This window comes from Deltaproteobacteria bacterium (assembly GCA_016930875.1).
Classification (GTDB): domain Bacteria; phylum Desulfobacterota; class Desulfobacteria; order Desulfobacterales.
On sequence record JAFGFW010000121.1, the window covers coordinates 1 to 25,512 of the forward strand.

Here is a 25,512-nt window from a genome sequence, read left to right on the forward strand (position 1 = left end):
AGGACAAAAACCAAGAATAACATATGGTTGAGCATTCATGATGCATTGTTCACAAATCCACCGAGAGTGACATCGATGAAAAGCGAAAAACCTGCCATGTTGTTTACCCTTGGGGAAAGCCGATGATACCGCATCTCCTGCGTTGCCTGGCCGCCGTACATTACTATGGCAGGCGGGTCAAGGGTTCGCGGTAAACTACTACAGCTTCACCCTGAGACTGTCGAATGGGACGTCTTGGATCTGCGGCATCCTCGACTTTTGCAACGTTAGGGTTCTGTCAGCTCCATTGAGGATTTAGGCGGCGCGCAGCGCCGACTGACACTCGATGGCGGAGCAGCTCGCGCCCGCATCACGTGCGCCCAAAGCCAATAAGCGCTTGGCAAAAGAGAAATTGTACACTGAAAGGGCAAGGGCGAAAAATCGCCACGGCTTTGGGTGTCAGAGTGAATGCGATTGTTATGTCACGGTCGCGCTATCTGAGTAGCTCAAAAAGTCCGAAATTTGATGCTCGTTTGTCAAATGTAAGCACACATTCACATCCCGAAAATCTTGCTGAGTGTGCAATCAAAAGATCCGAAAGATCCATTTTGGTTTCTTGAGCTGAAGAGACAAAGTTCAGAATTGCTGATTGTGCTTCAAACTCCAGGATGGGCATTAGTAAAAGTTCATTAATGGAATTCAGTATCTCCTGTCTCGGAATCTTATAAACAGATTCCAACACCCAGACGGTTTCAAGGACAACAAGCAGGGGTACGAAAAATACTTCCTTGTCGGACTCTGCCTGTTTGAATATCCTGTAAATGGTTTCGGCTTGTCGCTCGTCATCCCTTACGAGGAATCGAACCAGCGCATTAGTATCCAATGCCTTCATTTGAAACTCGCTTGCATCTTCTGCCTTATCCCAGCGTCCATCTCCTCAATAGAAATGGGCTTCCTCCCCGGTTTGTGTAATCTGCCGAATACATCATCGACCTTCTTGGTGACTGGCCTAAGAAGCGCTTCTTTACTTTCAGTGATCACAAATTCAACCTTGTCTCCTGGGTGTAGATGCAGAGAATTCCGAACTGCTTTCGGAATCGTTACCTGCCCTTTGCTTGTGAGTGTTGCTAATGCCATAGGAATCTTTCTCCTTACTATTATCCACTTTCTTACTTGAGCGTAAGACAAAACAGACTAGTAGTCAAGGTTTTTTGACATAACGGGAAAGCCCACCTGCCGCCAACAATGCGGAGCAACCAGCCTTGAAGCAGCACGGAAGATTTTGCGGGGCATATCCTTTCAAAAATCGCCGCGCTATTGGCGGTCAGGTGCAGTGCCTTGTTCTCCGGCGGTATCAAGTGCGAGAGGGGTCAAAGTAAAAATACGAGCAAGTTGACCTGCTTTGTGCAAATCCCCTCTACGAAGAGCGTCTCGCACATCATCAAGTTTCAATGCATCATCAAGGGACAAATAAGGCGACCAGCCTTCATCAGTATCGATCAGTTCGATATCAACTTCGGCCACATATTGTCCTTCGTGTACCAATTTTTTATGTTGTCTCTTCCTCATGACATTCTCCTTGTGAAATCACTTAACCATTTGGCTGGGTCCGGCCTGTATGCAGTAACCAAAACAGCTGGCGACCTGGCGTCTTTGCTCGGAGTTTCCGGACGTCTATGATTTTATGCGTTACGTAGTCTGAAGGCAATGCCATTATTGACCCTAACGTTGCAAAAGTCTAGGATGCCGCAGATTCAAGGCGGCATCCTAGACTTTTGCAACGTTAGGGATCACCTGCCTGGATTTGAAATCAATTACCTGATTGATCTTTTCAAAATCGGAGATATTTGTCGTTACAACTGTCGCCCCTATCTGCCTGGCAAGCAATGCAATGCAGACATCGTTGTAAATACGAGGATTTGCCGGGTCAAGCCTGCCTGAAGAACGAAGCTTCTGACATGTCCTGCCGATCAAAACCTGTGTCGTGGATGAGGGGACCACGAGTCTTGCCAATCGGATAAAACTGATCCCAAAACTGATCAGATGATTGATTTCCCGTTTTCCTCTGGCCCCAATCCATAATTCATGGAGCACAGGATGGACCAGGTACATTACCTTGTTGAATCCGTCGATCTCATTTTGATAAAGGCCCTGGTTGAAAACCCCAATATAAACTCTCGTATCAAAAACGACTTTCTCCTGCATCCCTTAGACCTCCTCAAAATCGAAACTTCCAGCGTCCTTCAGGGTTGCCTCTGCAAGCTGAAAATCGGTGTCAAATTGCTTTATGACGGCATTTATGGCCTCCTTTTCCGATTTTGCTTTAAGGGCCGTCTTGATCCGATTGATTTGATCCTGATCCAGTTCAATGGTCTTCTTCACAAGTGCCATTTCATTTCTCCCTTCGATACATATAATATGTCTGGATTATATGGTTTGATGGTAGGACAGAACCTGCTATTTGTCAAGGTTATGAGATCGGAAGGACTTTGCTTTTTGTAATGCAGTTTGTTATAGAAAATACGGTTGCAGCCTTCTGTTATTCCATGATCGAAGATACAACTGTGTGAAATAAATGGCTAAAACAAAAGAGGAAAAAAGAAAGGTAAAAAGGAAGGCAAAGCAGAAGCAGCGGCGGGAGAAGCGGTCGCTGGACTTTCGGAAAGAAAAGGCGGACTTCCTTTTCGAGGACGCGCTCTGGTTAAGAGACCAGGGTCAGTTGGACAAGGGGCTGGCTTGTCTGAAAAAAGCCATCCGGTTAGACCCGAAAAATCAAGAGATGCTTCACGAGATGGCGCATCTCGGGTTTCGCATGAACAGGTCCGACGTTCAACTCCAAGGGCTTCTGGCGCTTTACCAAAACGGGCTCATGATGGATGAATATCTGCCGTTCCTGTGCGAATGTCTTGAAAAGGCCGGTAGATATGAAAAGGCTTTATGTGTGGTTGAAGAAACCCTGTCCCGTCTTCCCAGGATGAATATCCGTAACAAGAGGGCGATCAGGTCCTCCCTTGCTCTAACCCAGAAGCATTGCCAGCTCCGGTTGAAAACCAGACAAAAGCCTGTGGCCACCAGCCCTCGAAAAGATATTGCGCGTCCGGAGACAGATCGGGCATCCGTGCCTTGCCAAGATTCCAGAACCCCTGAAGTTGAGACGAAAAAAACAACGCAGTTGCCGGAAATCCCGGTATCCATAGCAGTGGATTCAAAGTCGCTGGAACAGGTCCTGGTCTGCAGGAAATTTTCGCCTTTGAAAAGGTATGAACTCGCCCTGGAGGGCCATCGGGTTCGTTTTAGAGAGACGTTTGATAATCTTATCTGCCTTAATGGCCTTAATGGTGTTCGCTCATTGTGGTATCAGGAGGAGACAGCCAGAAAGGTCTTGAAAGGCTTTCGTGGCCGTGCCTTGCTGTCAGACGAGGTGGGCCTGGGAAAAACCATCGAGGCCTTGATGGTGTTCAAGGAATATGTTCAACGGGGCATGGTGAAGAGCGCCCTGATCCTGACGCCTACGCCCCTTGTGAGCCAGTGGCAGGAGGAATTGAAAGCAAAATTCGGGCTGGATCTTCCCTCAACAGATGACCGGGATTATCGCACAAGAGGCGCTTCTTTCTGGAACGAACCCTTTGTGCTGGCATCCATTAACCTGGCCAAGTCGAAGAAGAACTTTCAGGCGGTGACCGAAAAGGAATATGACATGGTCATTGTGGATGAAGCCCACCACCTCAAGAATCGAAACACTCTTAACTGGAAACTGGTAAACGCCTTGAAGAAAAGATTTCTGCTCCTTCTTACGGCGACCCCTGTGGAAAACAACCTGATGGAGCTTTACAACCTTGTTACTCTTCTTAAACCCGGCCAGTTGAAGACGGCTTCCGCATTTCGCAAGGAGTTCATGACGCGCGGGGATCCGACAGACCCCCAGAACCGCAGCAAGCTCAAAGAACTTCTCGGCCAGGTCATGATTCGGAACACGAGGGCTGTGGCCAAGATTGACATACCCCCACGCTTTGCTCAAACCATCAAGGTCGATCCCCACACTCACGAAAAGGAGCTTTACGAAAGAATTTGCGGCCTGGTGGAACATATCCATAAAAGCAATGGCACGGGCCACAAACTGCTTCTCAAGAATCTGTTGGAAGAAGCAGGATCTTCCCCGCAGGCGGTGAGTCTTTCACTTTCTCGCATGCTTGCGAAAAATGATCTCCTTTTCGATCAGGAAAAGGAGATTCGCGCCATTAAGAATCTGTGCCGGACAATGAACGACACTCGCAAGAACGAATTTTTGCTGAAACTGATAAGGTCATCGCCCGGCAAAAAGATCATCTTTGTTAAGTACCTTGGTACGCTGGATCACCTGTCCGATTTTCTGTCGTGGCAAGATATCCCCCATGCCCTTTTTCACGGCCGCATGGACAACAGGAACAAGGACAAACAGATCAAGAGTTTCAGGGAAGAAAAAGAGATTCTGGTCACAACGGAAATAGGGGGTGAAGGCCGCAATCTGCAGTTTTGCCACCAGATGATCAATTATGATCTCCCCTGGAATCCCATGAAGATCGAACAGCGTGTTGGGCGTATCCATCGCCTTGGACAGGAAAAGGAAGTGATGATTCATAACCTGTGCGCATCGGGGAGCGTGGAGGACTATATTCTGGAAGTCCTGGACAAGAAAATCAATATGTTTGAAATGGTAATTGGCGAGATCGACATGATAATCGGGCGGATCAAGGGTGAGCATGAGTTCTCTGAAATAGTCTATAACATATGGGTCAATTCCTCATCTGAAAAAGATAAGCAAAAGTCCTTCAGTCAACTGGCAAGCCAGTTGAAGAGATACAGAACGAGCTATCTGAAGACCAAAGAACTTGATAAAAAACTGTTTGGGGAAAACTATGAGCTTTGAGCTGGACCAAGACCTGGAACACTTTGCTTGTCGATTCTTTGAAAATCACGGGGCTGTGTTTGAAATACATGACAAACGATTCGAGGCGCTTCTTCCTGAAAAGCTGTCAGGGCTGCTTGGGACGCCGGAGCATATCCTTATCAACAGGGGGGCGGCTCCGGAGTCTGATTCGTTGTCCGTGGATGGATATTCTGTCAATTATGGTTCGCACCTTCTTGAGAAAATGGTCAATGCGGCATGTTTTGAGGTGCCTTTGCTAGCCTGTGAACTCGAATTTGACTACCTGAAAAGCCAGGGTTTTTCGAGGCTGATCAGAGATCAGTTCAGCTTCAACGGATCAGTGGGCAGAGTTGAGAGCTGGGCAAAAGTCAAGAGTGAATACCTTTTTTTGACATGCCGCTATGTGGCCCAGAGTGATGAACAGAAGGAGGGCCTCCTGGATTTCATGTTCAATCTTGAAACAGGCGCACATGTTCCAAATATGATCCATACGCTGTCTACGGTAGCCAGAAGATTTGAAGCAGATGCAAAAAAGGCCAGTTGCAGGAATGGAAAAATCAGACAAATCGTCCGATGGGTGGAAAAACAGACAGAAGCGGCCATTCGTGAAGAGATTCATTCTTTTCAAGAAAGCATGAGCCGTAGATTCAGACGGGATGTGACCAGCCTCGAAGAATACTATGCGAGCCTCAGAGAAGAGATGGAAAAAAGCCTTAAAAGGCCCGGACTCTCAGATCAGTTGATCAAGGATAGAAAGGAAAAAATTGGTCTTCTCCCCGATGAGATAGCAAGAAAAGAAGATGACCTGTACAAAAAGTACGGCATCAAGGTGAAAGTAGAACCGTGTGCAGCCATGTTGATCACAACCCCGGCGATCAAGATCCTTTACAGGGCATCCATTGGCAGAAAACACAAGAACCTTTCTTTGATCTATAACCCTGTCACCAAATCGGTCGACCCGCTGGTTTGCCAGAGTTGCGGACTAAGCGCTACCAGTATCTTTTTTTGTGAAAAGTTGCATCTGCTCTGCCCCGGTTGCAGCAACAGATGCCCGGTTTGCCAAAAAAGAACGCAGTAAGGCAGCTTCGATTGTGTCACTGGTTTCCAAACCCGCGCTGTTCTCCGCAATCGGGACAGGTCCAGGTAATAGCGTTACAGGTCATGCCCCACATATTTTCCTCCATACAGTCGGAACATATCTCAAAGCCGCAGCGGCAGATCCAGCAGAAGGGAAGTTTCCGGCCGCATAAATGGCACAGGTACTCCCTTTTTTTCCTCCGTCTCCGTCTGGGTTTTGTCTCAGCCTGTTGTTGTTTCATGAGGCGCGCCTTCAACCAGTTGTATTTCAATTGGCCATATCCGCTGACCACCAGAGCGCTTATACAATAGAAGATGAAAAGTTGTCTATGCTTCCATGCGGGAACTATGCAAGGGTGGCCGTTGTCTTAACCTGCAATTCGTGCTAACAGTCCTTGCACTTAGTGAATCATGAGCGCTGACAAAAAAACCATCTATCTTGTTGACGGAAGCGGCTACATATATCGCGCCTTTCATGCTGTGCGTCACCTCTCCACAAGCCAGGGGTTGCCCACCAATGCCACTTTCGGCTTTACGAATATGCTCTTAAAACTTCTTTCCGAGCACAACCCACAACATATGGCCATGACATTTGATGCCAAGGGCCCCACATTTCGCCACGAGATCTATGAGGCCTACAAGGCAAACCGCCCGCCCATGCCGGAAGATCTCGTTGTGCAGATACCCTACATCAAGCAAGTAGTGGAGGCAATGAACATAGCCTCGTTGGAAGTACCCGGCTATGAGGCTGATGACATTATCGGAACCCTTGCCCGGATCGCTGAACAGAAAGGTTTCAGGGTCATTATGGTCACTGGCGACAAGGATTTCAAGCAGTTGGTGTCCAGCGAAACAAGTATCTGGGATCCCATGAAGGATCGCACCATCGATTATGGGAGCCTTAAAAAGGACTCCGGCTTGGAACCTTCACAGTGGATAGATGTCATGGCCCTTGCCGGTGATACCTCGGACAATATTCCGGGGGTGCCGGGTATCGGGGAAAAGACGGCACTTCAATTGATAAGAACCTATGGGAGCATGGAAGCGCTTTTTGAGAACCTTGACAAGGTAACAAAGAAAAAACTCCACGACAACCTCTTGAATTTTCGCGAGCAGGCCATGCTGAGCCGCCGACTCGTCACTATCAACACCGAAACGCCTCTTTCTGCAGATCTGAAGTCATTCAGGGTCTCAACCCCTGACGGCAAAAAACTGGCCGGTCTTTTCAAGGCCCTTGAGTTTCGCAGACTCCAGGAGCGGTTTCCGGTCAAGGGGGACCTCAGCCGGAAAGACTACATGGCTATCATGGATGAAAAGGCCCTGGGGTCCCTCATCCATGAGCTCAAGAAAGCCGGAGTTTTTGCCCTGGACCTAGAGACTACTGCCAAGGACCCCATGAAGGCAGCGATTGTGGGCATATCCGTTTCACATAGGCCCAATGAAGCGTTCTATATTCCTCTTCGGCACAGTGATGAGAATGCCGGGAGACAGCTTGAACCTGAGCCGACCCTCTTGCGGCTGAAGCCTCTCTTGGAAGACCCACGCCTGGCCAAGGTGGGCCAGAATATCAAGTATGACTGGACCGTGCTTAAGCGCTCCGGAATTGATCTCAAAGGGGTTGTCTTTGACACCATGGTGGCTTCTTATCTCTTAGACCCTACCCGTCGAGCCCACAATCTGGAAGGTATCGCGGTTGAATACCTTAATCACAAAATGATTTCTTATAAAGAAGTCACTGGCGACAATAAAGGCAATAAGGGCTTTGACAAAGTCTCGATCGAAGATGCTGTCACCTATGCCTGTGAAGACGCTGACATTACCTTGATGGCCTATGAGATCCTTGAGCCCATGCTGAAGGAGCGCGGCTTTGAAAGCCTTTTTAAAGATGTGGAAATGCCTCTCATACCGGTTCTTTTGGACATGGAGATGTCAGGGGTTTGTGTGGACAAAGATCGCCTTGAAGCCATATCAAAAGACTTTGAAGGCAAGCTTCAGCAAATAGAGGAAAGAATATACGCCATTGCCGGAGAAGAATTCAACATTCAATCTCATCAGCAACTGGGCCACATTCTCTTTGAAAAGCTCCGGCTTCCGATTCAGAAAAAAACAAAAAAGAAGAAGGGCTATTCCACGGATGTGGATGTCCTTACTGCGCTGTCCGCGGAACACGAACTCCCTGCGCTAGTCCTGCAATACCGGTCACTGGCCAAGCTCAAATCCACCTACACAGACGCTCTTGTCGATCTTGTTCATCCGGAGACACACCGTATCCACACTTCATACAATCAGACAGTCACGGCCACAGGGCGTTTGAGCAGCAGTGATCCCAACCTCCAAAACATTCCGATTCGCACAGAGGAGGGACGAAAGATCAGGGCAGCCTTTGTCCCCAGGAAAGGCTGGGTAATGTTTTCTGCCGACTATTCTCAAATAGAACTTCGACTCCTTGCCCACTATTCGCAGGATGCTGTTCTTGTTGAAGCCTTTGAAGAAGACCAGGATATCCACGCCCGCACAGCCGCCGAGGTCTTTCAACTTTTTCCCTCAATGATTACGCCGGAGATGCGCCGTCAGGCCAAGGTCATAAATTTCGGAATTATTTACGGGATGGGACCTTTCAGGCTTGCCAAGGAACTGGGCATTAGTCATAAAATGGCAAGAACCTACATTGAACACTATTTTGCCACATACGAGGGAGTCAAGCGCTTCATAGACGAGACCATAACCGAAGCAAGAAAGACCGGGAAGGTAAAGACGCTGCTGGACCGGCAGCGATGGCTGCCCGACATTTGCAGTTCAAATCGCACAGCCCGTGAGTTTGCCGAGCGCACTGCGGTAAACACACCGCTCCAAGGCACGGCCGCGGACTTGATCAAAGTCGCCATGATACGGATACACGAGGCCTTTGCTCAAAAAGGCTTGAAGGCCAAGATGCTTCTGCAGGTCCATGATGAGCTGTTGTTTGAGGTTCCTCCTGAAGAACTGGAGAAGACAAAAGAACTTGTAAGGGCGATTATGGAAGGTGTCCACAAACTCAGAGTCCCTCTTAAGGTCAACATCAATGTGGGTCAGAATTGGGCGGAGGCACATTAGCTGACTGCTAAAGGCTATCATCCGTGAAGTCCATTCATGGATGAAGACTAGTTAGGGTTCTTCTTCAATGTCGTGTTCCAGTATGGCTTCCTTGATGCTTTTGTAGACACTCTTGAAAGTCTCATCAAAAGTGGTGGGAGAGACACGTCCCACTTCTATGAACTTGGCTACAATCTCTTTGGTCACTTTTAGCACCTGTTCATCGAGCGATTTCATACTGGTCTCCTGTGGGATTCTTCGTTAAGCCTGATGGGATCTCATAGCATAAATCAGGACATATGTACAACGAAGGGATTTGCGCTTGACAAGGTCCGGGCATTTTGATAATTTAACAACAATTTATGAAAATCAAACGACTAAGAAACGTTTTACTGGAGCAGGTCGAAGGTTTTTGGCGCTGGTGGTGGCAGGACCGAGAGGAGGGGTCTGTCCGTATCCAGCGCTAGGTGTTACACATATTAACAGATCAAAGCCGCGGACGGTTCCTCGAATCCCGCGGCTTTTTTTGTGGCAGGCTGCCCCGCGTTGTTTTTGGCGATCTGTGGGAAACAGGGGGAAAAGAGACGAGGAAAGGGGTTCAGAGTCCTCACCTTGGAGAAAGGGGGTGAAAAAATCGGCACGTTCCGGCTATGGGTTGTTGGATAGCGAAACAGAGCGATTACGAACAAGGAGGCAAGAAGGAAATGAGACGAAAACTAGGGTTTATAATGGCTGGAGGTTTTTTGGCTGTACTTTTTACGATTACGTGGAGCCCGGCAGTGCTCATGGCAAAACCGATCAAATTGAGCTATGCCAATTTCCCACCCGCTCCCACCTTCCCATGTGTCCAGATGGAAAGATGGAAAAAAGAAGTACAAGAACGCACCAATGGGAAGGTCGTGATTGACACATACCCAGGCGGGACCCTGCTCGGCGCAAAGAATATGATAGATGGGGTTATTGCAGGCCAGGCTGACATAGGCTGCCTGTGCATGGCCTATCAACCAGGCCGTTTTGTAATTACCAATGCAACCAGCCTTCCTCTCGGAATACCCAATTCGCAGACAGGGAGCCAAGTTTTGTGGGATCTTTACAAGAAATACAACCCTGCCGCATTTGCCAAGGTGAAGGTCCTTACTATGTTTACGACAGCCCCTTCAAATATCATGTCCAAGGTACCCATCAGGAGCTTAAGGGATATAAAGAACGTTGATCTGCGCGCTTCGGGTGGAGCAGCACAGATCCTGAAGGCCTGGGGGGCGAACGCAGTCGGAATGCCCATGCCGGCAACCCCGGAGGCCCTGCAAAAAGGAGTTGTCAAGGGGCTGTTTTCGTCTCTTGAGGTCATGAAGGATTTCAAGTTTGCTGAGCTCTGTCGATATGTGACCGTCACGGGCGCAGCAGTCTACCCCTTTGCAGTGGTCATGAATGTGGACAAGTGGAATTCCCTCCCCAAGGACGTACGGAAGGTCATGGAAGACCTCGGGCCTCAGCAGTCGGCATGGACCGGCGCCTACATGGATAATCATGTGGATGAATCGATTGCCTGGTCCAAAGAGACCCATGGAATTGAAGTAATAGAGCTTTCCAGAGAAGAAAAGGTCAAATGGGACGAATTGCTGGAACCGATCACCCTTAAGTGGATCAATGATGCGAAGGCACAAGGCCTTCCGGCAGAAGCCATAGTGGACGACATAAAGGCCTTTAGCAAAGTGTATTCCGGGCAATAAACCCTGACCTTGCAAGGGGGCAGATCTACATTCCTGACAAGGCGGCCGATCATGTCAAGAGTCTGAAATGCCCCCTGCCTGGAACTGGAGGAATGACATGGGCGTTCTGGACAAGGTAAGCCAGGCGCTAAACCAGGTCCTCATCTGGATGGCAGGCGTATTTCTGGTAGCAATGATATTTCTGACCTGCACGAACATACTCCTGCGCCAAGTCTGGGTGCCGGTGAGTGGCACCTTTGAACTCATGGGATATCTCGGGGCGATTGTAACGGCTTTTGCTCTGGGATATACCCAGATGAAACGTGGGCATATTGCAGTAGACATACTGGTGCAGCGCTTCTCAAGGAGGACACAGAAAGTCCTAAATGGAATCAATCATTTCATATGCATGATCTTTTTTTTCATTGCAGCATGGCAGATAGCCAAATACGGCATGACCCTGTGGAGGACGGGAGAAGTGACTGAAACACTCCGAATCATCTACTATCCATTTACTTTTGGCGTGGTGGTGGGGTGTGCAACCCTTTCAGTGGCTTTTCTGACCGATTTTTTGAAATCCGTGCTCGCAGTAAAGGACAGTGAGCAATGAGTCTAACTCTGATCGGAATGGTGGGGATTGTCATCCTTTTTGCCATGTTGTTCTTACTGGGCATGCCTGTGGGTTTTGCCATGGCCGTAGTTGGTTTCTGCGGATTCGGCTACGTGGTCTCCTTTAAAGCGGCCATGAACATGGTGGGTACAGACCTGTGGACCACATTTTCCACTTACGGGCTAACTGTGATACCCCTTTTCATCTTGATGGGGTACCTTGCGTTCAACTCCGGTATAGCTGAAAAGCTATATCGCGCCGCCTACAGGTGGTTTGGTCATTGGCCGGGTGGACTGGCTATTGCCACGATAGGCGCTGATGAACTCTTTGCCGCTATCTGCGGTTCCAACACAGCCACAGCGGCCACGATGGGCACAGTCGCCTTGCCACAGATGAAAAAATATAATTACGATACGAGGCTGAGCAGTGGCACGGTTGTCACCGGTGGCACCTTGGGTACGGTCATGCCCCCCAGTGTGGTCCTCATTATTATAGGCTTGCAAACAGAGCAGTCCATAATCAAGCTTTTCCTTGGCGGGATTCTGCCTGCCATTCTCTTGGGAACCCTGTTTGTGATCACGATCCTTGTTCTTTGTCGGATAAACCCCGATCTTGGCCCGGCGGGACCAAAAACGAGTCTGAAGGAGAAGATACAGTCCCTTACAGGGGTCATAGAAGCAATAGCCATATTCGTCCTGGTGATCGGAGGATTGTACGCGGGCATATTCACGCCTACCGAGGCCGGGGCCGTCGGTGTTTTTTTTACGCTTGTGGTCACTGCGGCAACCGGCAGGCTGACTTGGAAAGGGCTTGCCAGCTCAATGATGGACACGCTGAAGATATCATGTATGGTATTTGTTCTGGTTGCAGGGGCCATAATCTTTGGTCGCTTTCTGGCCATAACCAGGCTCCCTTTCATAGTAGCCGACTTTGTTTCTGGACTGCCGGTTTCACCCATCCTTGTTCTGGCAATCGTGCTGTTGATCTATCTGATAGGGGGATGCTTTGTGGATTCCCTGGGGTTTCTTGTCCTGACCATCCCGATCTTCTTTCCCCTGGGGACGGCTCTTGGTTTTGATCCGGTGTGGTACGCCATAATCCTGACGATGGTAACTACAATGGGAGCAATCACCCCGCCAGTTGGTGTCAATATATTCGTGGTAAAGGCCTTGGCCCCGGAAATAGGCCTTGGGACGATTTTCAAGAGCGCAAGCTTTTTCTTGCTGGCTTGCATTGTCTGCATAGTTATTTTGATAATCTTTCCTCAGATTGTTCTCGTTATCCCAGCAATGGTACATTAGGTTCGTTCTTTTCCTGGGGTAGATTTTGGAGATAACCACAAAAATGTGAAGGGAAGTAGGATGTTGACGAGATCATGAAATAAGCATGAGGGGGAATCATGGCGAAGGGCTTTATGCCAACACTGAAAACACAAGAGGAATTGAGAGATTTTCAGATCAGAGGATTGAAGTGGACCGTAAACCACGCCTATCAAGGATCTTCCTTTTACAGGAAAAGAATGGGTGAGGCAGGTGTGCGACCGGAAGACATCCGGTCACTGAATGACCTTGACAGACTCCCATTCACGACCGCACAGGATCTGAAAGAAGGGTATCCCTTTCCTCTGCTTTCCGTACCTCTTGATAAGGTTGTGCGCGTCCATGCCTCGTCCGGGAGTACAGGAAAGCGCAAGGTCCTTTGTTACACCCGCAAAGACATTGATGACTGGGCCAATATGTTTGCCAGGTGCTACGAAATGGCAGGCCTGATGCGAGACGACCGCGTCCAGATTGCCGTGGGCTATGGGCTCTGGACTGCGGGCGTTGGTTTTCAACTGGGCTGTGAACGCTTTGGCGCCATGGTTGTGCCGGTTGGGCCAGGGAATCGTGACATGCACTGTGAGGTCATGGTGGATCTTCAAAGCACGGTATTTTGCTGCACGGCTTCCATGGGACTTCTTATGGCTGAGGAAATTCAACATCGAAACCTTGCTGATAAGATTGCCGTGAAAAAAGTGATTTTTGGAGCTGAACGGCACAGTGCGGCTATGCGAAAAAAGATCGAGGAGTATTTCGGAATTGAGGAGAGCTTTGACATCCCCGGCCTGACCGAACTTTACGGACCAGGCGCGGGCCTTGAATGCCAGAAGCATGAAGGCGTGCACTACTGGGCGGATTACTACATATTGGAGATCATCGATCCGGAAACACTAGAGCCTGTGTCTCCTGGTGAAACGGGCGAGATGGTCGTAACCACGCTACGCAAGGAGGCAACGCCCCTCATCCGGTACCGGACTCGGGATTTGACACATCTCATACCCGAACCATGCTCTTGCGGAAGCGTTCTTCCCATGCACGGGCCTTTGCTGGGCCGCACGGACGACATGTTTATCATCCGGGGAGTAAATATCTACCCCGGCCAGATTGATGATCTCCTTTCCCAGGAGAATGACGTGGGGAGTGAATACCAGGTCATCCTGAGGCGGGCATCAGGGCGGGACTATATGACTATCCGGGCGGAACGAGGTGAATCAACAGATCTCTCTGAAGATGAAACAATTACCGCCAGCCTCGAAGATAGCATCAGACGACATCTCCTTGTTCGCGGTAAGGTGGAGCTGGTCGGTTACGGGACTCTGCCACGTACCGAAAGAAAGAGCAAGCGGGTCTTTGATGAGAGGAACAACTCCTGACGTACAGTGGGCCGGATCAACCCTATAGTTGCATAAACAACATGGCAAAGGGTCATGAAAAGCAATAACAGTCTTCGTTTGCGACCTTTTCGAGCAATTCTGTGGACTCCACTATGAATGATAGGCAGAGAATTAAAAAAATTGCCAAGTTGTTTACCCTCCGGGAAAGCCGATGTCGAAGATCCGCCGCAGGAGGGATACCGCATCTTCTTTGTTGGCAAGAGTTCGGCGTAGCCGACTACAGCCTCACTCTTGCCGCCTTGAATCTGCGGCATCCTCGACTTTTGCAACGTCAGGGTCCACAAGGCCGGGGTGGTGGCATCAGTGGCATGCTGTTGCCACGGCCAGACGGTCTTCATCGTCTCTTGTTCGGGCTTCTTCCGACTCTTCCATGCGCAGGCACCATTGTCTATACTTGCATTCTAATTGATCACAATGGGTGGCCCCTTTGCCGAAGCAGTCAAAGTTGCCTTCCTTGAGTTGTTTCTTGTGAATGATGGGAGAGATGACTTCCCTGAAGCACGAGTTGCAAAGGGACGAGCTGATATCGTCAGGCCCCCAGGGAATAGCGGAAGCTTTTTCCCACTCCTTGCCGCATTTGACACACTTAACACGCAATCTGTTCATGCCTTCCCCATACTGAGCCTTGCAGTTCACGGAGCTGTATATGCGGTTTATGCCTACAAGAAAACTGGCTATATGAGACTTTGCTTCAGAAATCAAGGATTATTTTCCTTTGTTTGTTGATTCATGCGAAAAAGGTTGGTATCAACGAAAAGCTACGAAAAAGGTAACGGTTGAAGAGAGAAAAGTGATCGGCACGCATCCCATCGTTGTACTTGTTGGCATCTTCGGAACATCGTTTGTGCTTGCCCTATCCGGCGCCCTCATGCCCGGCCCTGTTCTGACGGTTACCATAACGGAGAGTTCCAGGCGCGGGTTTTGGGCCGGCCCTCTGATTATAGTAGGTCACGGAATACTTGAGCTTTGCCTGGTTATTCTGTTGCTCCTCGGACTCGGGCCGTACCTCAGGAAAGATGTTGTTTTTGGCATTATTGGGCTGTCCGGGGCCTTGATCTTGATATGGATGGCCCTGGGGATGTTCCGGTCCATTCCGTCCTTGACCCTTAAGCTTGATCAGAAGGCCCAGGCGGGCGCCCATCCGGTGTTGTCCGGAATACTCATGAGTCTTGCCAACCCTTACTGGCTCATCTGGTGGGCAACCATCGGTTTGGGCTATATTGTGTATGCCATGAAATTCGGCGCTGTGGGCGTAATCACTTTTTTCTCGGGACACATCCTGGCAGACTTTGCCTGGTACTCCGCTGTGTCCCTTGCCGTCTCAAGGGGCCGAGGGTTTATGAAGGACAAGACGTACAAAGGGGTTGTAGCAGTCTGTGCTTTTGGTCTGGTAGTCTTTAGTCTCTGGTTCGGATTCATTGGAATCCAAAAATTGGCCTCTGCCGTGGCTTCCTAGGGCGTGTGTGAGCCGCCTCTGGATTTAGCCTCTAAGGTCCCAGCCATATGTCTACCACAAAACAATACGCTTTCGCTGCAAGCGCCTGTCTTCTTGGTTACCACTGCCGGTATGACGGCAGGGCTAGCCCTAGTCCAGCACTGGTGAAACGGGTTGCCAATGAACCCGTGCTTCCTGTCTGTCCTGAACAATTGGGAGGCCTTCCTACCCCCAGAGTCCCTTCATATCTTCACGGAGGCGATGGATTCGATGTCTTGGACGGCCAGGCCAGGGTTCTTACCGGCAACGGTCTTGACGTAACGGATGCCTTTTTGAAGGGCGCCTTTGCGGCCCTGAAAAAAATCAGGGAAGAGGATGTTCGGGTATGCTTCATGAAAGACAAAAGCCCTTCGTGAGCCCTGGGCTGCCGGTCAGGCGACGGGCATGCGATCGGAGTGGCAGCCGCGCTGTTGACGCGCGAAGGTGTCGATATCCGGGAAGTGAAAGCCAGGGCAATAGATTGAGGATCGGGTATCTTGGCGTAGTCCGTTGTGAAATTCGTGTGTGTTTTTTGCAGAATATCGCTTCTTTCCCAAATATTGATCTTACCATAAGTACTATCTGTTTCCGCTGGGTCTTGTCATTTACGGCCTTGTGGTATTCCTTCAGAAAATGAGGATTAGGGCCGCGGCAAGGGCATAAGGGCTCGCTCAAGAATAACTTCACTTTTTGATGTGCCGAGTCCATGCAGATGTCACATCAAATACGAATCCGTTACTGAAAATACAGATCTTGCTTTGGGAGATCCGAAAGGGTTATTGCGCGTCCTCCCTTTTGCCTCCTAATGGCCTTTCGGGCGGGTTCAAAACCGCTGGCCTTTTTCAACTGTTTGTAATATGTAATGTAACCGTTCACCGGTTCAGGGGTTCAGGGTTCACCAAAAATCTGGACCGTTGCTTCGCAAGTTCTGAATGGAGAAGGCGCGCAAATAGAACGATTTGAGGATGTGACACCATGATACGCGCTGTCGTTTGGTTGCAGATTGTTCTTGTCTTGTGCTGTGTGGCGTATTCGACCTATGCGCTTTTCCAGGGTGATTTTGAGCAGGCGTTTCTTCCATATCCCATACTTATCCTGTACTATCTTTTCTTTTCCCGAAGAAAGATCAAAAAAACCGCCTCATCAGAAGAACAAGATCCGACAGTTTGATATTGACCTGCGATTGAACGGACAGAGGGCAAACACAAACCAATGATTCGCAAAGCGACTGTTCATGACGTGAAGGCCATTCACCGGCTTTTGAATAGACATGCTGCCCGGGGAGAATTGCTGCCTCGGGCGCTAAGCGACCTCTATGACGCCTTGAGGGATTTTAGCATCTTTCAGGAGAAACCCCGGGCACCCATTATCGGTGTTTGTGCCTTTCATGTCTGTTGGGAAGACCTGGCAGAGATCCGCTCGCTGGCAGTTCGCGAGCGATATCAGAGGCGAGGGATCGGCTCGGCTCTTGTCACTGCAGCCCTAGCCGAGGGCCACGACCTGGGAATCAAACGGGTTTTTGCGCTAACATATCGTCCTGCTTTTTTTGCCAAGCATGGATTTCAAACAATAGACAAGGCGTTGCTACCGCAAAAAATATGGGCGGACTGTCTCAAGTGTGTGAAGTTTCCAGACTGCGATGAGATAGCCATGCTGAAGTTTCTTGGAGATGAGGAACCAAAATGATCGATTCAGGTCTGATTGTAGATTCCATCATGGCGAGACTGGCTCAAAATGCCCTGGACGCCTATGAGGTCTTCTATGCTTCCTCCAAGGGACTCACCCTTGAGATCAAGGATGGCGTCCTGGACGTTTTTGTGGCGGCCGAGAACGTTGGCCTGAGCATAAGAGCACTAAAGGGCCAACGGTTGGGATTTGCCTATTGCACAAACTTGTCATCAGGTGCCGTGTCTGATCTGGTGGATCGGGTGGTTCAAGGGACTTCCTCGACAGACCCGGACCCCTTTGTTGGATTTCCCTCACCATCTGAGAAAGCCCAGCCTCTGCTTGAACAGTTCGACTGTGATCTTGCCACGATTCCCGTTGAGAAGAAGATTGACAGGGCAAGAAGTCTTGAAGCTGCGGCACGGTCATGCGATCAGCGCATCAAGAAGGTTCGAAAGGCGGGTTACAATGAGACCGCTGGCACTATAACCATCTGTAATGACACGGGGCTTAAGCGTTCCTATGAGAAAACCTTTGTTTCCGGCAGCGTTCTTGTGGTAGCTGAAGATGGCGAAGGCGCCGAAATGGGATGGGATTATGGTTTTTCGCCTTTTTTTGATCAACTCGACATGGAGGCCATCGGCGCCACTGCAGCCAGAAGGGCGATCAGCATGCTCGGTGCCAGGCCCCTGACGAGCATGCATGTGCCTGCCATACTTCCTCCCTGGGTAGCCTCTGATGTCTTGAAGGTGCTGTCGGCATCCTTTATGGCCGATAACGTGCAGAAGGGAAAATCGATATTGGTCGGCCGCCTGGGTGAATCGATCTTTTCACCCCATGTGACTATTGTGGACGATGGGCTCTATTCAGGTGGCATGGCCTCGAGTCCCTTTGATGACGAGGGGTCCCTCCACGAGCGGAGCGTGTTGGTTTCTGAGGGCATTGTGCAGGGTTTGTTGTATGACCAATATACGGCCAACAAGGAAAACCGGCATTCTACGGGTAACGCAGGACGCAGGGGGATAACGGCGCCTCCAACAGTGCAAGGCACGAATTTTTATATCAAAAGCGGTTCGTCTCATCCGGATGAGCTTCTGTCGTCTGTGGATGCAGGCCTTATGATTACTGATATCATGGGGCTGCACACGGCAGATCCTATCTCCGGAGACTTTTCTGTGGGAGCCGCTGGTTTGTGGATTGAAAAGGGCAAAACTGCGTTTCCGGTAAAGGGTGTTGCCGTTTCCGGCAATCTCGTGACGCTTTTTGCGTCCGTGGACGGTGTGGGCAGTGACCTCAAATTCTATGGCCCCTCCGGATCTCCGACCCTCAGGGTTTCCGACCTTAACATCGCCGGTTGCGGCTCGTGAGTTTGCTGCGGAGCGGAGAGCCGAAAAACGTCGATTTGTTTCCTTCAAGACTTATGAAAGACAGCGCTAATGATCTACAGCTATTTTGCCGATATGTATGAAAATGGCGATCTTTTGGAGCAGATTCTGGTTGGCATGATGCTTGCTTGTTTCACAACCAATTTGACAACCAAGAAATTTGAATGAGAAAAGCCTTGACAGGCCTCATTAACTTCTGGTAATAACGCCAAAATTCGTTGGCTGCTTTTAATGCTTCTTGCAAATTGAGAGGTCGTAGCTTTGCCAAACAGGAAGATCACCTTTCTCATAGTCCCGGGAGATAACTCCAACGTCAAGCAGGTCAAGTTCTCAAGGGTATTCCTCGGGTTGATGGCTTGCTTTATCCTCCTTGGCCTGACGGTCATTTCTTTCATACTCCATGACTATCTTGCCTTAAAGAGTACAATACCCTCCATGCGTTATCTCAAGCGAGAGGTGACGAGTCAGCGATCTCAGATTCATGCGTATGCCGATAAGATCCGTGCGCTGAATTCAGAAATGAATGCATTGCATGATTTTGAAAAAAAATTAAGGGTCATTGCCAACGTGGAAGCTCCTGCCGGCCAGGATGCCGTATTTGGAATAGGCGGGACCATGGGGGCAGATTTGGAAAACCTGCCGCCCCTTACTGAAAGTCACAGCAGCGTTGTTCGGGCAATGCATGCCCAGTTGGAACAACTCGATGAGGCCTCAGTTGTCCAGAAACAGGCCTTTGAGGAGCTTCATGACTACTTGCAGGACCAAAAATCGTTGCTTGCCTCAACCCCTGCCATCCGGCCAACAACAGGATGGTTCTCTTCCGGATTTGGATATCGTATATCGCCTTTTACCGGCCTGAAAGAATTCCACAGGGGACTTGATATTGCCACGCGTCGGGGTACGCCGATTGTTGCGCCGGCCGACGGTGTGGTCACCATTGCGCGTAAGAAAGGCGGACTGGGCAATATGCTTGTGATAGACCACGGGCATGGCAAGGTCACACGGTATGGTCACCTGCAAAAATTGCTGGCCCGACGGGGCGCCCACGTCAAGCGCGGAGACAAGATCGGCCTGGTGGGAAATACCGGCCGAAGCACAGCGCCTCACCTCCACTATGAGGTGCACGTAAACGGCATTCCTGTGAACCCTGCCAAGTACATCCTCAACTAGTTTCCATCCATCCATAGTCCTCTTCGAAATTCCATTGTTACCCGCAGTGTTGTCTGCTATTATCTTTACAAGAATTGTGAGTTGAGGGTATATGTTCGGTTAGCCCGTTTGCCGGTTCAGCCTGTTGGCCCCTTGTTTTTTTGAAGTGAATTGCGAGTTAAACAAGCTCAGTCTTCAATGCTGAACAAAGCCCTGCTACTTCCTTGAGTTTTCAGCTTGGTTGCCGGCAAGGATTCTATTTGTCCGACGGGCGAACCGGCAAATGGGCTAACCGAAAACATACAGTTCTCTGGCGGAAAAACACCGATTTGACAAGCAACGGAGTATAATAGACCAAGCAGGAGGAAGCCTTTCTAGAGATGATCGGAGATATGTTACACAAGGTATTCGGGAGCAAAAATGAACGAGAGCTCAAAAAGCTGCGACCAATCATTGAGCAGATCAATGCCCTGGAACCGGAAATAACGGCCCTGAGCGACGATCAACTGCGCGGCAAGACCCAGACGTTCCGGCAGCGGATCGAACAGGGGGCCACCTTGGACGAACTCCTTCCAGAGGCCTTTGCCGTGGTGCGCGAAGCCTCTGTCCGGACCCTTTCTATGCGACATTTTGATGTCCAATTGATTGGAGGCATAGTGCTTCACCAGGGTAAAATCGCCGAGATGAAAACCGGTGAAGGAAAAACCCTGGCCGCGACACTTCCTGCTTATCTGAATGCACTGACTGGTCGAGGGGTCCACGTAGTTACGGTCAATGATTATCTGGCTCGCAGGGATACCGAATGGATGGGAGTCATCTACCGCTTTTTGGGCCTGACGGTAGGAACGATTCTCCACGGGCTGGACGATGCCGAACGTCAAGATGCCTATAGTGCGGATATTACGTATGGCACAAACAACGAGTTCGGTTTTGACTACCTGCGCGACAACATGAAGTTTTCTCTGGAGTCCATGGTTCAAAGGGAGCCTCATTATGCCATTGTGGATGAGGTCGATAGCATCCTCATTGACGAGGCAAGAACGCCTCTGATTATTTCCGGGCCTGTTGAACAGACCGGAGATCAGCTTTACGATGAGATGAAGCCCAAGGTTATCAAGCTGAAAAAACACCAGGATGGCCTAATCCGCACGGTCCTGGAGGAAGCCGCTGGAAGGCTTGAACAGGATGACGAAGACGACAGGGCCCTGGATCTCTTGTTGAAAGTTAAACGAGGAGATCCCAAGAACTCCCAATTTCTGGAACTGATTGCCGGCCGACCCGGGTTAAAGAAAAAACTCGAAAGACTCGAAGGCCAGCTTTCAACTCAAAAGCTACTCCCTGAGATCGATCAGTCTCTTTTTTGCGTCATAGAGGAAAACAATAATATTGTTGAACTCACCGAGAAGGGATTGAATCTCATCTACGGAGGGCAAGCTGATGACTATATCGTGCCCGATCTGGACGCAGAGTTGGCGAAGATAGACGAGAACGATGAACTCACCAGCATGGAAAAAAGGATGCAACGGCAAAAGGCCGAGAGCTTTTACAAGGACGCATCAGAGCGATTCCATGTGACGCGTCAACTGATTAAGGCTTACTGGCTGTTTAATAAAGACGTGCAATATGTAGTCAAAGAGGGGCAAGTAATTATCGTGGATGAGTTTACGGGCCGCATGATGCCGGGGCGGCGCTGGAGTGATGGATTACACCAGGCCGTTGAGGCCAAGGAGGGTGTGAAGGTAGCAGAAGAAAATCAGACCCTGGCCACAGTCACGTTTCAGAATTACTTCAGGATGTATGAAAAGCTTGCCGGTATGACCGGCACGGCTGATACGGAGGCTCCTGAATTTAAGAAGATCTATGACCTGGACGTCATTATCATCCCGACCAATGAGCCGATGATCAGGACCAATTATCCAGATGTCATCTACAAGACCGAAGCCGAAAAATTTCGTGCCGTTGTGGAAGAAATCAGGGAGCTTCACAGAAAAGGACAACCCACCCTCGTTGGCACGATCTCCATTGATAAGTCGGAGAAATTGAGCAAGATGCTTGCCAAGGCGAAAGCCAAGCATGAAGTCTTGAACGCCAAGAATCATGAAAGGGAGGCCGAAATCGTGGCCAACGCCGGGCAGAAGGGGCGCGTCACGATATCTACCAACATGGCCGGCCGGGGCACCGACATTGTTTTGGGAGAAGGCGTCAAGGAGCTCGGCGGCCTTCATATTATCGGCACCGAGCGTCACGAAAGCCGCCGGGTTGACAACCAATTGCGTGGTCGGGCCGGACGTCAGGGAGACCAGGGCTCCTCACGATTTTATCTCTCCTTGGAAGATGATTTGCTTCGCATATTCGGCGGCGAACGTATGTCTTCAATCATGGAGCGTCTTGGCATGGAAGAAGGGGAGCCTATTGAACACAGGATGATCAGCAAGGCCATAGAAAATGCCCAGCGCAAGGTCGAGGCCCACAACTTTGACATACGTAAACACCTCCTCGAATATGACGATGTCATGAACAAGCAACGCGAGGTGATCTATAAGCAACGCCGTGAGGCCTTGAGCGGGGAAAGCCTCCGGCCGACCATCGAAGAGATGATACGGGAGCTGTCTGCAAACATCGCTGATACATTTGGCGACGAGGAGATGTTGCCGGAAGAATGGGACATGAGTGGGCTCAGGGAGGCTGTCTATGGCCAGTTTAGTCTCAGGATCAGGATGGACCGCAGCACTGCGGACGGACTTACCCGGGAGGGGCTTGCTGAGTTGATCTTTGAATCAGCGATGAAGGCCTATGAAGAGAAGGAGACGAATTTTGGGGCCCAGGAGTTCAGAGGTCTTGAACGAATGGTTGTATTGCAGGTTGTAGACAATCTCTGGAAGGAACACCTCCTTTCCATGGACCATCTGAAGGAAGGTATTGGACTTCGGGGGTATGGACAACAGGATCCTCTGGTGGTTTACAAGCGAGAAGGCTTTGACATGTTTTCGCAAATGATCGAACGGATCAAGGAAGAGACCGTGAGATTACTGTTTCGTGTGCAGATTGCCCGGCCAGAGGAAATTGCTGCAAAGGAGAAAGCCAGACGGGAAAAAATTTCCTATTCCCACGGGGAAGAAGGCGCCAAAACACCGGTTCGCCGGACCCAAAAGAAGGTGGGCCGCAATCAACCATGCCCGTGCGGCAGTGGGAAAAAGTATAAGAAGTGTTGTGGAAAGTAGGAGTCAGGGTTTTCCCAGCACCTCTTTAACCGCAGAGAGAACAGCCTCGGTCGTAAAGCCGAATTTTTCCAACAAGAGACCTCCGGGCGCAGAGGCTCCGAAATGGTCAATAGCGATTATCTTGCCCTGAGGTCCCACATAACGTTCCCATCCCGTGGAAACACCAGCCTCGATGGCCACACGGGCCGTGATCGTGGCGGGCAATACCTCATGGCGATAGCCGGCATCCTGCGCCTCAAAGACCTCCCAGCTCGGCATGCTCACAACGCGGACCGCAATCCCTTCAGAAACAAGCTCCTCATACGCAGCCATTGCCACATGAATCTCTGACCCGGTGGCAATTATAAGGACCTCTGGTGTGCCCTGTGGCGCTTCAGCCAGGATATAGGCTCCCTGCAGGAGGCCTTCAGGTGAGGCAAAGCGGGTTCGATCAATAACCGGGAGTTTCTGTCGGGTAAGGATCAAAGCAGTGGGACCTTCCCGACGATCAAGGGCCAGCTTCCACGCAAAGACCGTCTCGTTGGCATCAGCCGGACGCAGGACTACCAGATTCGGTATTGTTCGCAGGGCCGCCACATGTTCTATCGGCTGGTGAGTGGGGCCGTCCTCTCCCACGGCCACGGAATCGTGTGTAAATACATAGATTACCTGCAGTTTCATCATGGATGCCAGGCGTATTGAGGGGCGCATGTAATCGGAAAAGACCAGGAAGGTGGCTCCGTAAGGGACCAAGGCCCGGCTCAGGGCCATGCCGTTGAGTATTCCGCCCATGGCGTGTTCCCTGATGCCGAAGTGGATATTTCTTCCGCAAGGATCTGCCTTGATAACCCCGAGACTTTTTACGTAAGTCTTTGTCGATGGGGCAAGATCCGCAGAGCCGCCCAACAGGGCGGGCATCTTTGGGGCCACAGCCTCAAGGACCTTGCCCGAAGCGCTGCGCGTGGCGATGGGGTCGTGGCTGGGCTCAAACCTCGGCAGGGCCTCTTGCCAGGCGCTGGGCCGATTTCCGTCGTGAAACTCTTTCCACTCAAGGGCCGGATCGGGGTATTCCTTTGCATAGGATTCAAAGAGGCGTAACCATTCTGCTTCCCACTCTTTGCCCCTGGTGAGGGCTGCGCGAAAGTGGGCGAGTGCTGCCTGTGGGACGTGGAATAACTCATCAGGCCAGTTGAGTATTCCACGGACCAATCGCGCTTCTTCGGCTCCTAAAGGTTCACCGTGGGCTGATGCCTTGTCTTGTTTGTTAGGGCTTCCGTAGCCTATGTGTGTGCGGGCAATAATCAGCGAGGGCCTCTGAGTTTCTTTCTTTGCCCTATCCAAGGCTGAAGCGATTTCAGGGATGTCATGGCCGGCAACCTTTGTCACATGCCAACCATAGGACTCGAAGCGCTTGGCAACGTCCTCAGTAAAAGTCAGATTTGTTTGACCTTCGATGGTAATACCGTTGTCCAGATAGACATAAATCAAACGGCCCAGTCCGAGATGACCGGCCAGGGATGCCGTCTCCGAGGAAATCCCCTCCATCATGTCTCCGTCACTCACCAGGGCGTAGACAAAGTAATCGACGATAGGATATCCAGGACGGTTGAAGTAGTCGGCAAGGTATTCATGGGCCATGGCCATGCCTGCTGCGTTTGAAAATCCCTGGCCCAAAGGGCCTGCGGTTGTCTCCACACCCGGGGTGATGCCGTACTCGGGATGTCCGGGAGTCTTGCTTTGCCACTGGCGGAACTGTTTAATATCCTCAAGGGAAACATCGTAACCCGTGAGATGAAGTAGACTATACAGCAACATTGAGCCATGACCGGCCGACAGGACAAACCGGTCCCGGTTGGGCCAACGGGGGTTGACCGGATTGTGTCTCAAGAACCGGGTCCAGAGCACGTATCCTATGTCTGCTGCCTCCATGGGCATGCCGGGATGGCCCGAACAAGCCTTCTCAACGGCATCCACTGCCAGCATCCGAATTGTGTTTACACAAAGCTGGTCGAGTTTGTCTCCTTGCCTTAATGTCTCAACATTGGTAGTTGTCTCTTTAGTAGATTTCACTTCTTCCCTCCGAGTCCGGATAAACCGGACCAGCTCAAGCCTCAAAGCTCAAAGCAACACAATTAGATTCCATACTCTTAGCTCTTCTTCCTTTCAGCTTTGAGCTTTCAGCTTTCGTGTACCATGGCAAATAAGTTTCTGCCAGAAAAAGCACGAATTTCACAATTGATGGTCTCGTAAAAAGCTAGTTTGTGCCGCTATTTCAATACTCCTAAACAACAAGAACATCGCCTCGCAGAGAAAACCTTCGCCCTCCAGATTATCGAAGACTCGAATGCGGAATAGCGAAATGTTGCGACGATGTAAAGGATAAAAAATGGCGGGGTCTTTTCAGCTTCAGGCTATTGAGGGCTTAGGGTTCGCGAAGAAATAAATTTGCATTTTCAGGAGTCGAGGCGCACGCATGGCAAGACGCCAGGAGGGCGAATAGCAAGCTATTTAACCGACGAGCAACGCAGCCAGGCGGGATGGACCTGCCTGCCGGCAGGCAGGTCGGCGCATCA

Annotated in this window: 22 protein-coding genes; 14 read left to right on the forward strand and 8 right to left on the reverse strand. The window is 50.3% G+C overall.

Annotation, left to right across the window (positions count from 1 at the left end; genetic code table 11):
• Window positions 1–472: 472 nt before the first annotated feature.
• The 5 genes from JW883_10795 to JW883_10815 all read right to left on the reverse strand — a co-directional run bounded on the left by JW883_10795 (window position 473) and on the right by JW883_10815 (window position 2,370).
• The gene (locus tag JW883_10795) at window positions 473–871 is read right to left on the reverse strand and encodes a type II toxin-antitoxin system VapC family toxin (GenBank protein MBN1842753.1); all 399 of its coding nucleotides are present in this window, start codon (window positions 869–871) and stop codon (window positions 473–475) included.
• Window positions 868–1,116: an AbrB/MazE/SpoVT family DNA-binding domain-containing protein gene (locus tag JW883_10800; GenBank protein ID MBN1842754.1), complete on the reverse strand. Its 249-nt coding sequence runs from the start codon at window positions 1,114–1,116 to the stop codon at window positions 868–870. The genes JW883_10795 and JW883_10800 overlap by 4 nt, the downstream gene beginning before the upstream one ends.
• A 177-nt stretch (window positions 1,117–1,293) precedes the next feature.
• Window positions 1,294–1,548, reverse strand: a complete 255-nt coding sequence (locus JW883_10805; protein ID MBN1842755.1) for a hypothetical protein — start codon at window positions 1,546–1,548, stop codon at window positions 1,294–1,296.
• 198 nt (window positions 1,549–1,746) lie between these two features.
• Window positions 1,747–2,184, reverse strand: coding sequence for a type II toxin-antitoxin system VapC family toxin (locus JW883_10810; protein ID MBN1842756.1), 438 nt, complete (start codon window positions 2,182–2,184; stop codon window positions 1,747–1,749).
• A 3-nt stretch (window positions 2,185–2,187) separates the two neighbouring features.
• Window positions 2,188–2,370, reverse strand: a complete 183-nt coding sequence (locus JW883_10815; GenBank protein MBN1842757.1) for a hypothetical protein — start codon at window positions 2,368–2,370, stop codon at window positions 2,188–2,190.
• A gap of 184 nt (window positions 2,371–2,554) precedes the next feature.
• Here JW883_10815 and JW883_10820 point away from each other — a divergent pair, with 184 nt between their 5' ends.
• The 3 genes from JW883_10820 (at window position 2,555) to polA (ending at window position 9,055) form a co-directional block, all read left to right on the forward strand.
• Window positions 2,555–4,885 (forward strand): DEAD/DEAH box helicase family protein, encoded by a 2,331-nt coding sequence (locus JW883_10820; GenBank protein ID MBN1842758.1) that lies wholly within the window; start codon window positions 2,555–2,557, stop codon window positions 4,883–4,885.
• The gene (locus tag JW883_10825; GenBank protein MBN1842759.1) at window positions 4,875–5,963 is read left to right on the forward strand and encodes a hypothetical protein; all 1,089 of its coding nucleotides are present in this window, start codon (window positions 4,875–4,877) and stop codon (window positions 5,961–5,963) included. Before JW883_10820 ends, JW883_10825 begins: the two co-directional genes overlap by 11 nt.
• Before the next feature lie 410 nt (window positions 5,964–6,373).
• Entirely contained in the window at window positions 6,374–9,055 is a 2,682-nt protein-coding gene (gene polA, locus JW883_10830) for a DNA polymerase I (GenBank protein MBN1842760.1), read from the forward strand.
• 51 nt (window positions 9,056–9,106) lie between these two features.
• Here the strand turns inward: polA and JW883_10835 are convergent, their stop codons facing one another.
• A complete protein-coding gene (locus tag JW883_10835) occupies window positions 9,107–9,271 on the reverse strand; it encodes a hypothetical protein (protein ID MBN1842761.1) in 165 nt (54 codons plus the stop codon).
• 467 nt (window positions 9,272–9,738) lie between these two features.
• Between JW883_10835 and JW883_10840 the strand changes: the two genes are divergently transcribed.
• The 4 genes from JW883_10840 (at window position 9,739) to JW883_10855 (ending at window position 14,045) form a co-directional block, all read left to right on the forward strand.
• The gene (locus JW883_10840) at window positions 9,739–10,764 is read left to right on the forward strand and encodes a TRAP transporter substrate-binding protein (protein ID MBN1842762.1); all 1,026 of its coding nucleotides are present in this window, start codon (window positions 9,739–9,741) and stop codon (window positions 10,762–10,764) included.
• Window positions 10,765–10,861: 97 nt separating this feature from the next.
• Window positions 10,862–11,353: a TRAP transporter small permease gene (locus JW883_10845; GenBank protein MBN1842763.1), complete on the forward strand. Its 492-nt coding sequence runs from the start codon at window positions 10,862–10,864 to the stop codon at window positions 11,351–11,353.
• Window positions 11,350–12,654 (forward strand): TRAP transporter large permease, encoded by a 1,305-nt coding sequence (locus JW883_10850; GenBank protein ID MBN1842764.1) that lies wholly within the window; start codon window positions 11,350–11,352, stop codon window positions 12,652–12,654. The genes JW883_10845 and JW883_10850 overlap by 4 nt, the downstream gene beginning before the upstream one ends.
• 98 nt (window positions 12,655–12,752) lie before the next feature.
• Complete coding sequence (locus tag JW883_10855; GenBank protein MBN1842765.1) at window positions 12,753–14,045, forward strand: phenylacetate--CoA ligase; 1,293 nt, start codon at window positions 12,753–12,755, stop codon at window positions 14,043–14,045.
• 321 nt (window positions 14,046–14,366) lie between these two features.
• On the opposite strand, the gene JW883_10860 is transcribed toward JW883_10855, so the two are convergent.
• A complete protein-coding gene (locus JW883_10860) occupies window positions 14,367–14,672 on the reverse strand; it encodes a hypothetical protein (GenBank protein MBN1842766.1) in 306 nt (101 codons plus the stop codon).
• 262 nt (window positions 14,673–14,934) lie between these two features.
• Here JW883_10860 and JW883_10865 point away from each other — a divergent pair, with 262 nt between their 5' ends.
• From JW883_10865 to secA, 7 genes are all read left to right on the forward strand, one after another.
• A complete protein-coding gene (locus tag JW883_10865; protein ID MBN1842767.1) occupies window positions 14,935–15,522 on the forward strand; it encodes a LysE family transporter in 588 nt (195 codons plus the stop codon).
• Between the two features lie 47 nt (window positions 15,523–15,569).
• The gene (locus tag JW883_10870) at window positions 15,570–15,917 is read left to right on the forward strand and encodes a DUF523 domain-containing protein (protein MBN1842768.1); all 348 of its coding nucleotides are present in this window, start codon (window positions 15,570–15,572) and stop codon (window positions 15,915–15,917) included.
• A 598-nt stretch (window positions 15,918–16,515) separates the two neighbouring features.
• Window positions 16,516–16,710 carry a hypothetical protein gene (locus tag JW883_10875; protein MBN1842769.1) on the forward strand — a complete coding sequence of 65 codons (195 nt, stop codon included), beginning with the start codon at window positions 16,516–16,518 and terminating at the stop codon, window positions 16,708–16,710.
• Window positions 16,711–16,752: 42 nt separating this feature from the next.
• Entirely contained in the window at window positions 16,753–17,226 is a 474-nt protein-coding gene (locus JW883_10880; GenBank protein ID MBN1842770.1) for an N-acetyltransferase, read from the forward strand.
• The gene (locus JW883_10885) at window positions 17,223–18,572 is read left to right on the forward strand and encodes a TldD/PmbA family protein (protein MBN1842771.1); all 1,350 of its coding nucleotides are present in this window, start codon (window positions 17,223–17,225) and stop codon (window positions 18,570–18,572) included. Before JW883_10880 ends, JW883_10885 begins: the two co-directional genes overlap by 4 nt.
• 279 nt (window positions 18,573–18,851) lie before the next feature.
• Complete coding sequence (locus JW883_10890) at window positions 18,852–19,760, forward strand: M23 family metallopeptidase (protein ID MBN1842772.1); 909 nt, start codon at window positions 18,852–18,854, stop codon at window positions 19,758–19,760.
• 359 nt (window positions 19,761–20,119) lie between these two features.
• Window positions 20,120–22,960: a preprotein translocase subunit SecA gene (gene secA, locus JW883_10895; protein MBN1842773.1), complete on the forward strand. Its 2,841-nt coding sequence runs from the start codon at window positions 20,120–20,122 to the stop codon at window positions 22,958–22,960.
• A gap of 3 nt (window positions 22,961–22,963) precedes the next feature.
• Here secA and tkt read toward each other — a convergent pair whose 3' ends face one another.
• Window positions 22,964–24,922 carry a transketolase gene (gene tkt, locus JW883_10900; protein ID MBN1842774.1) on the reverse strand — a complete coding sequence of 653 codons (1,959 nt, stop codon included), beginning with the start codon at window positions 24,920–24,922 and terminating at the stop codon, window positions 22,964–22,966.
• Window positions 24,923–25,512 lie beyond the last annotated feature (590 nt).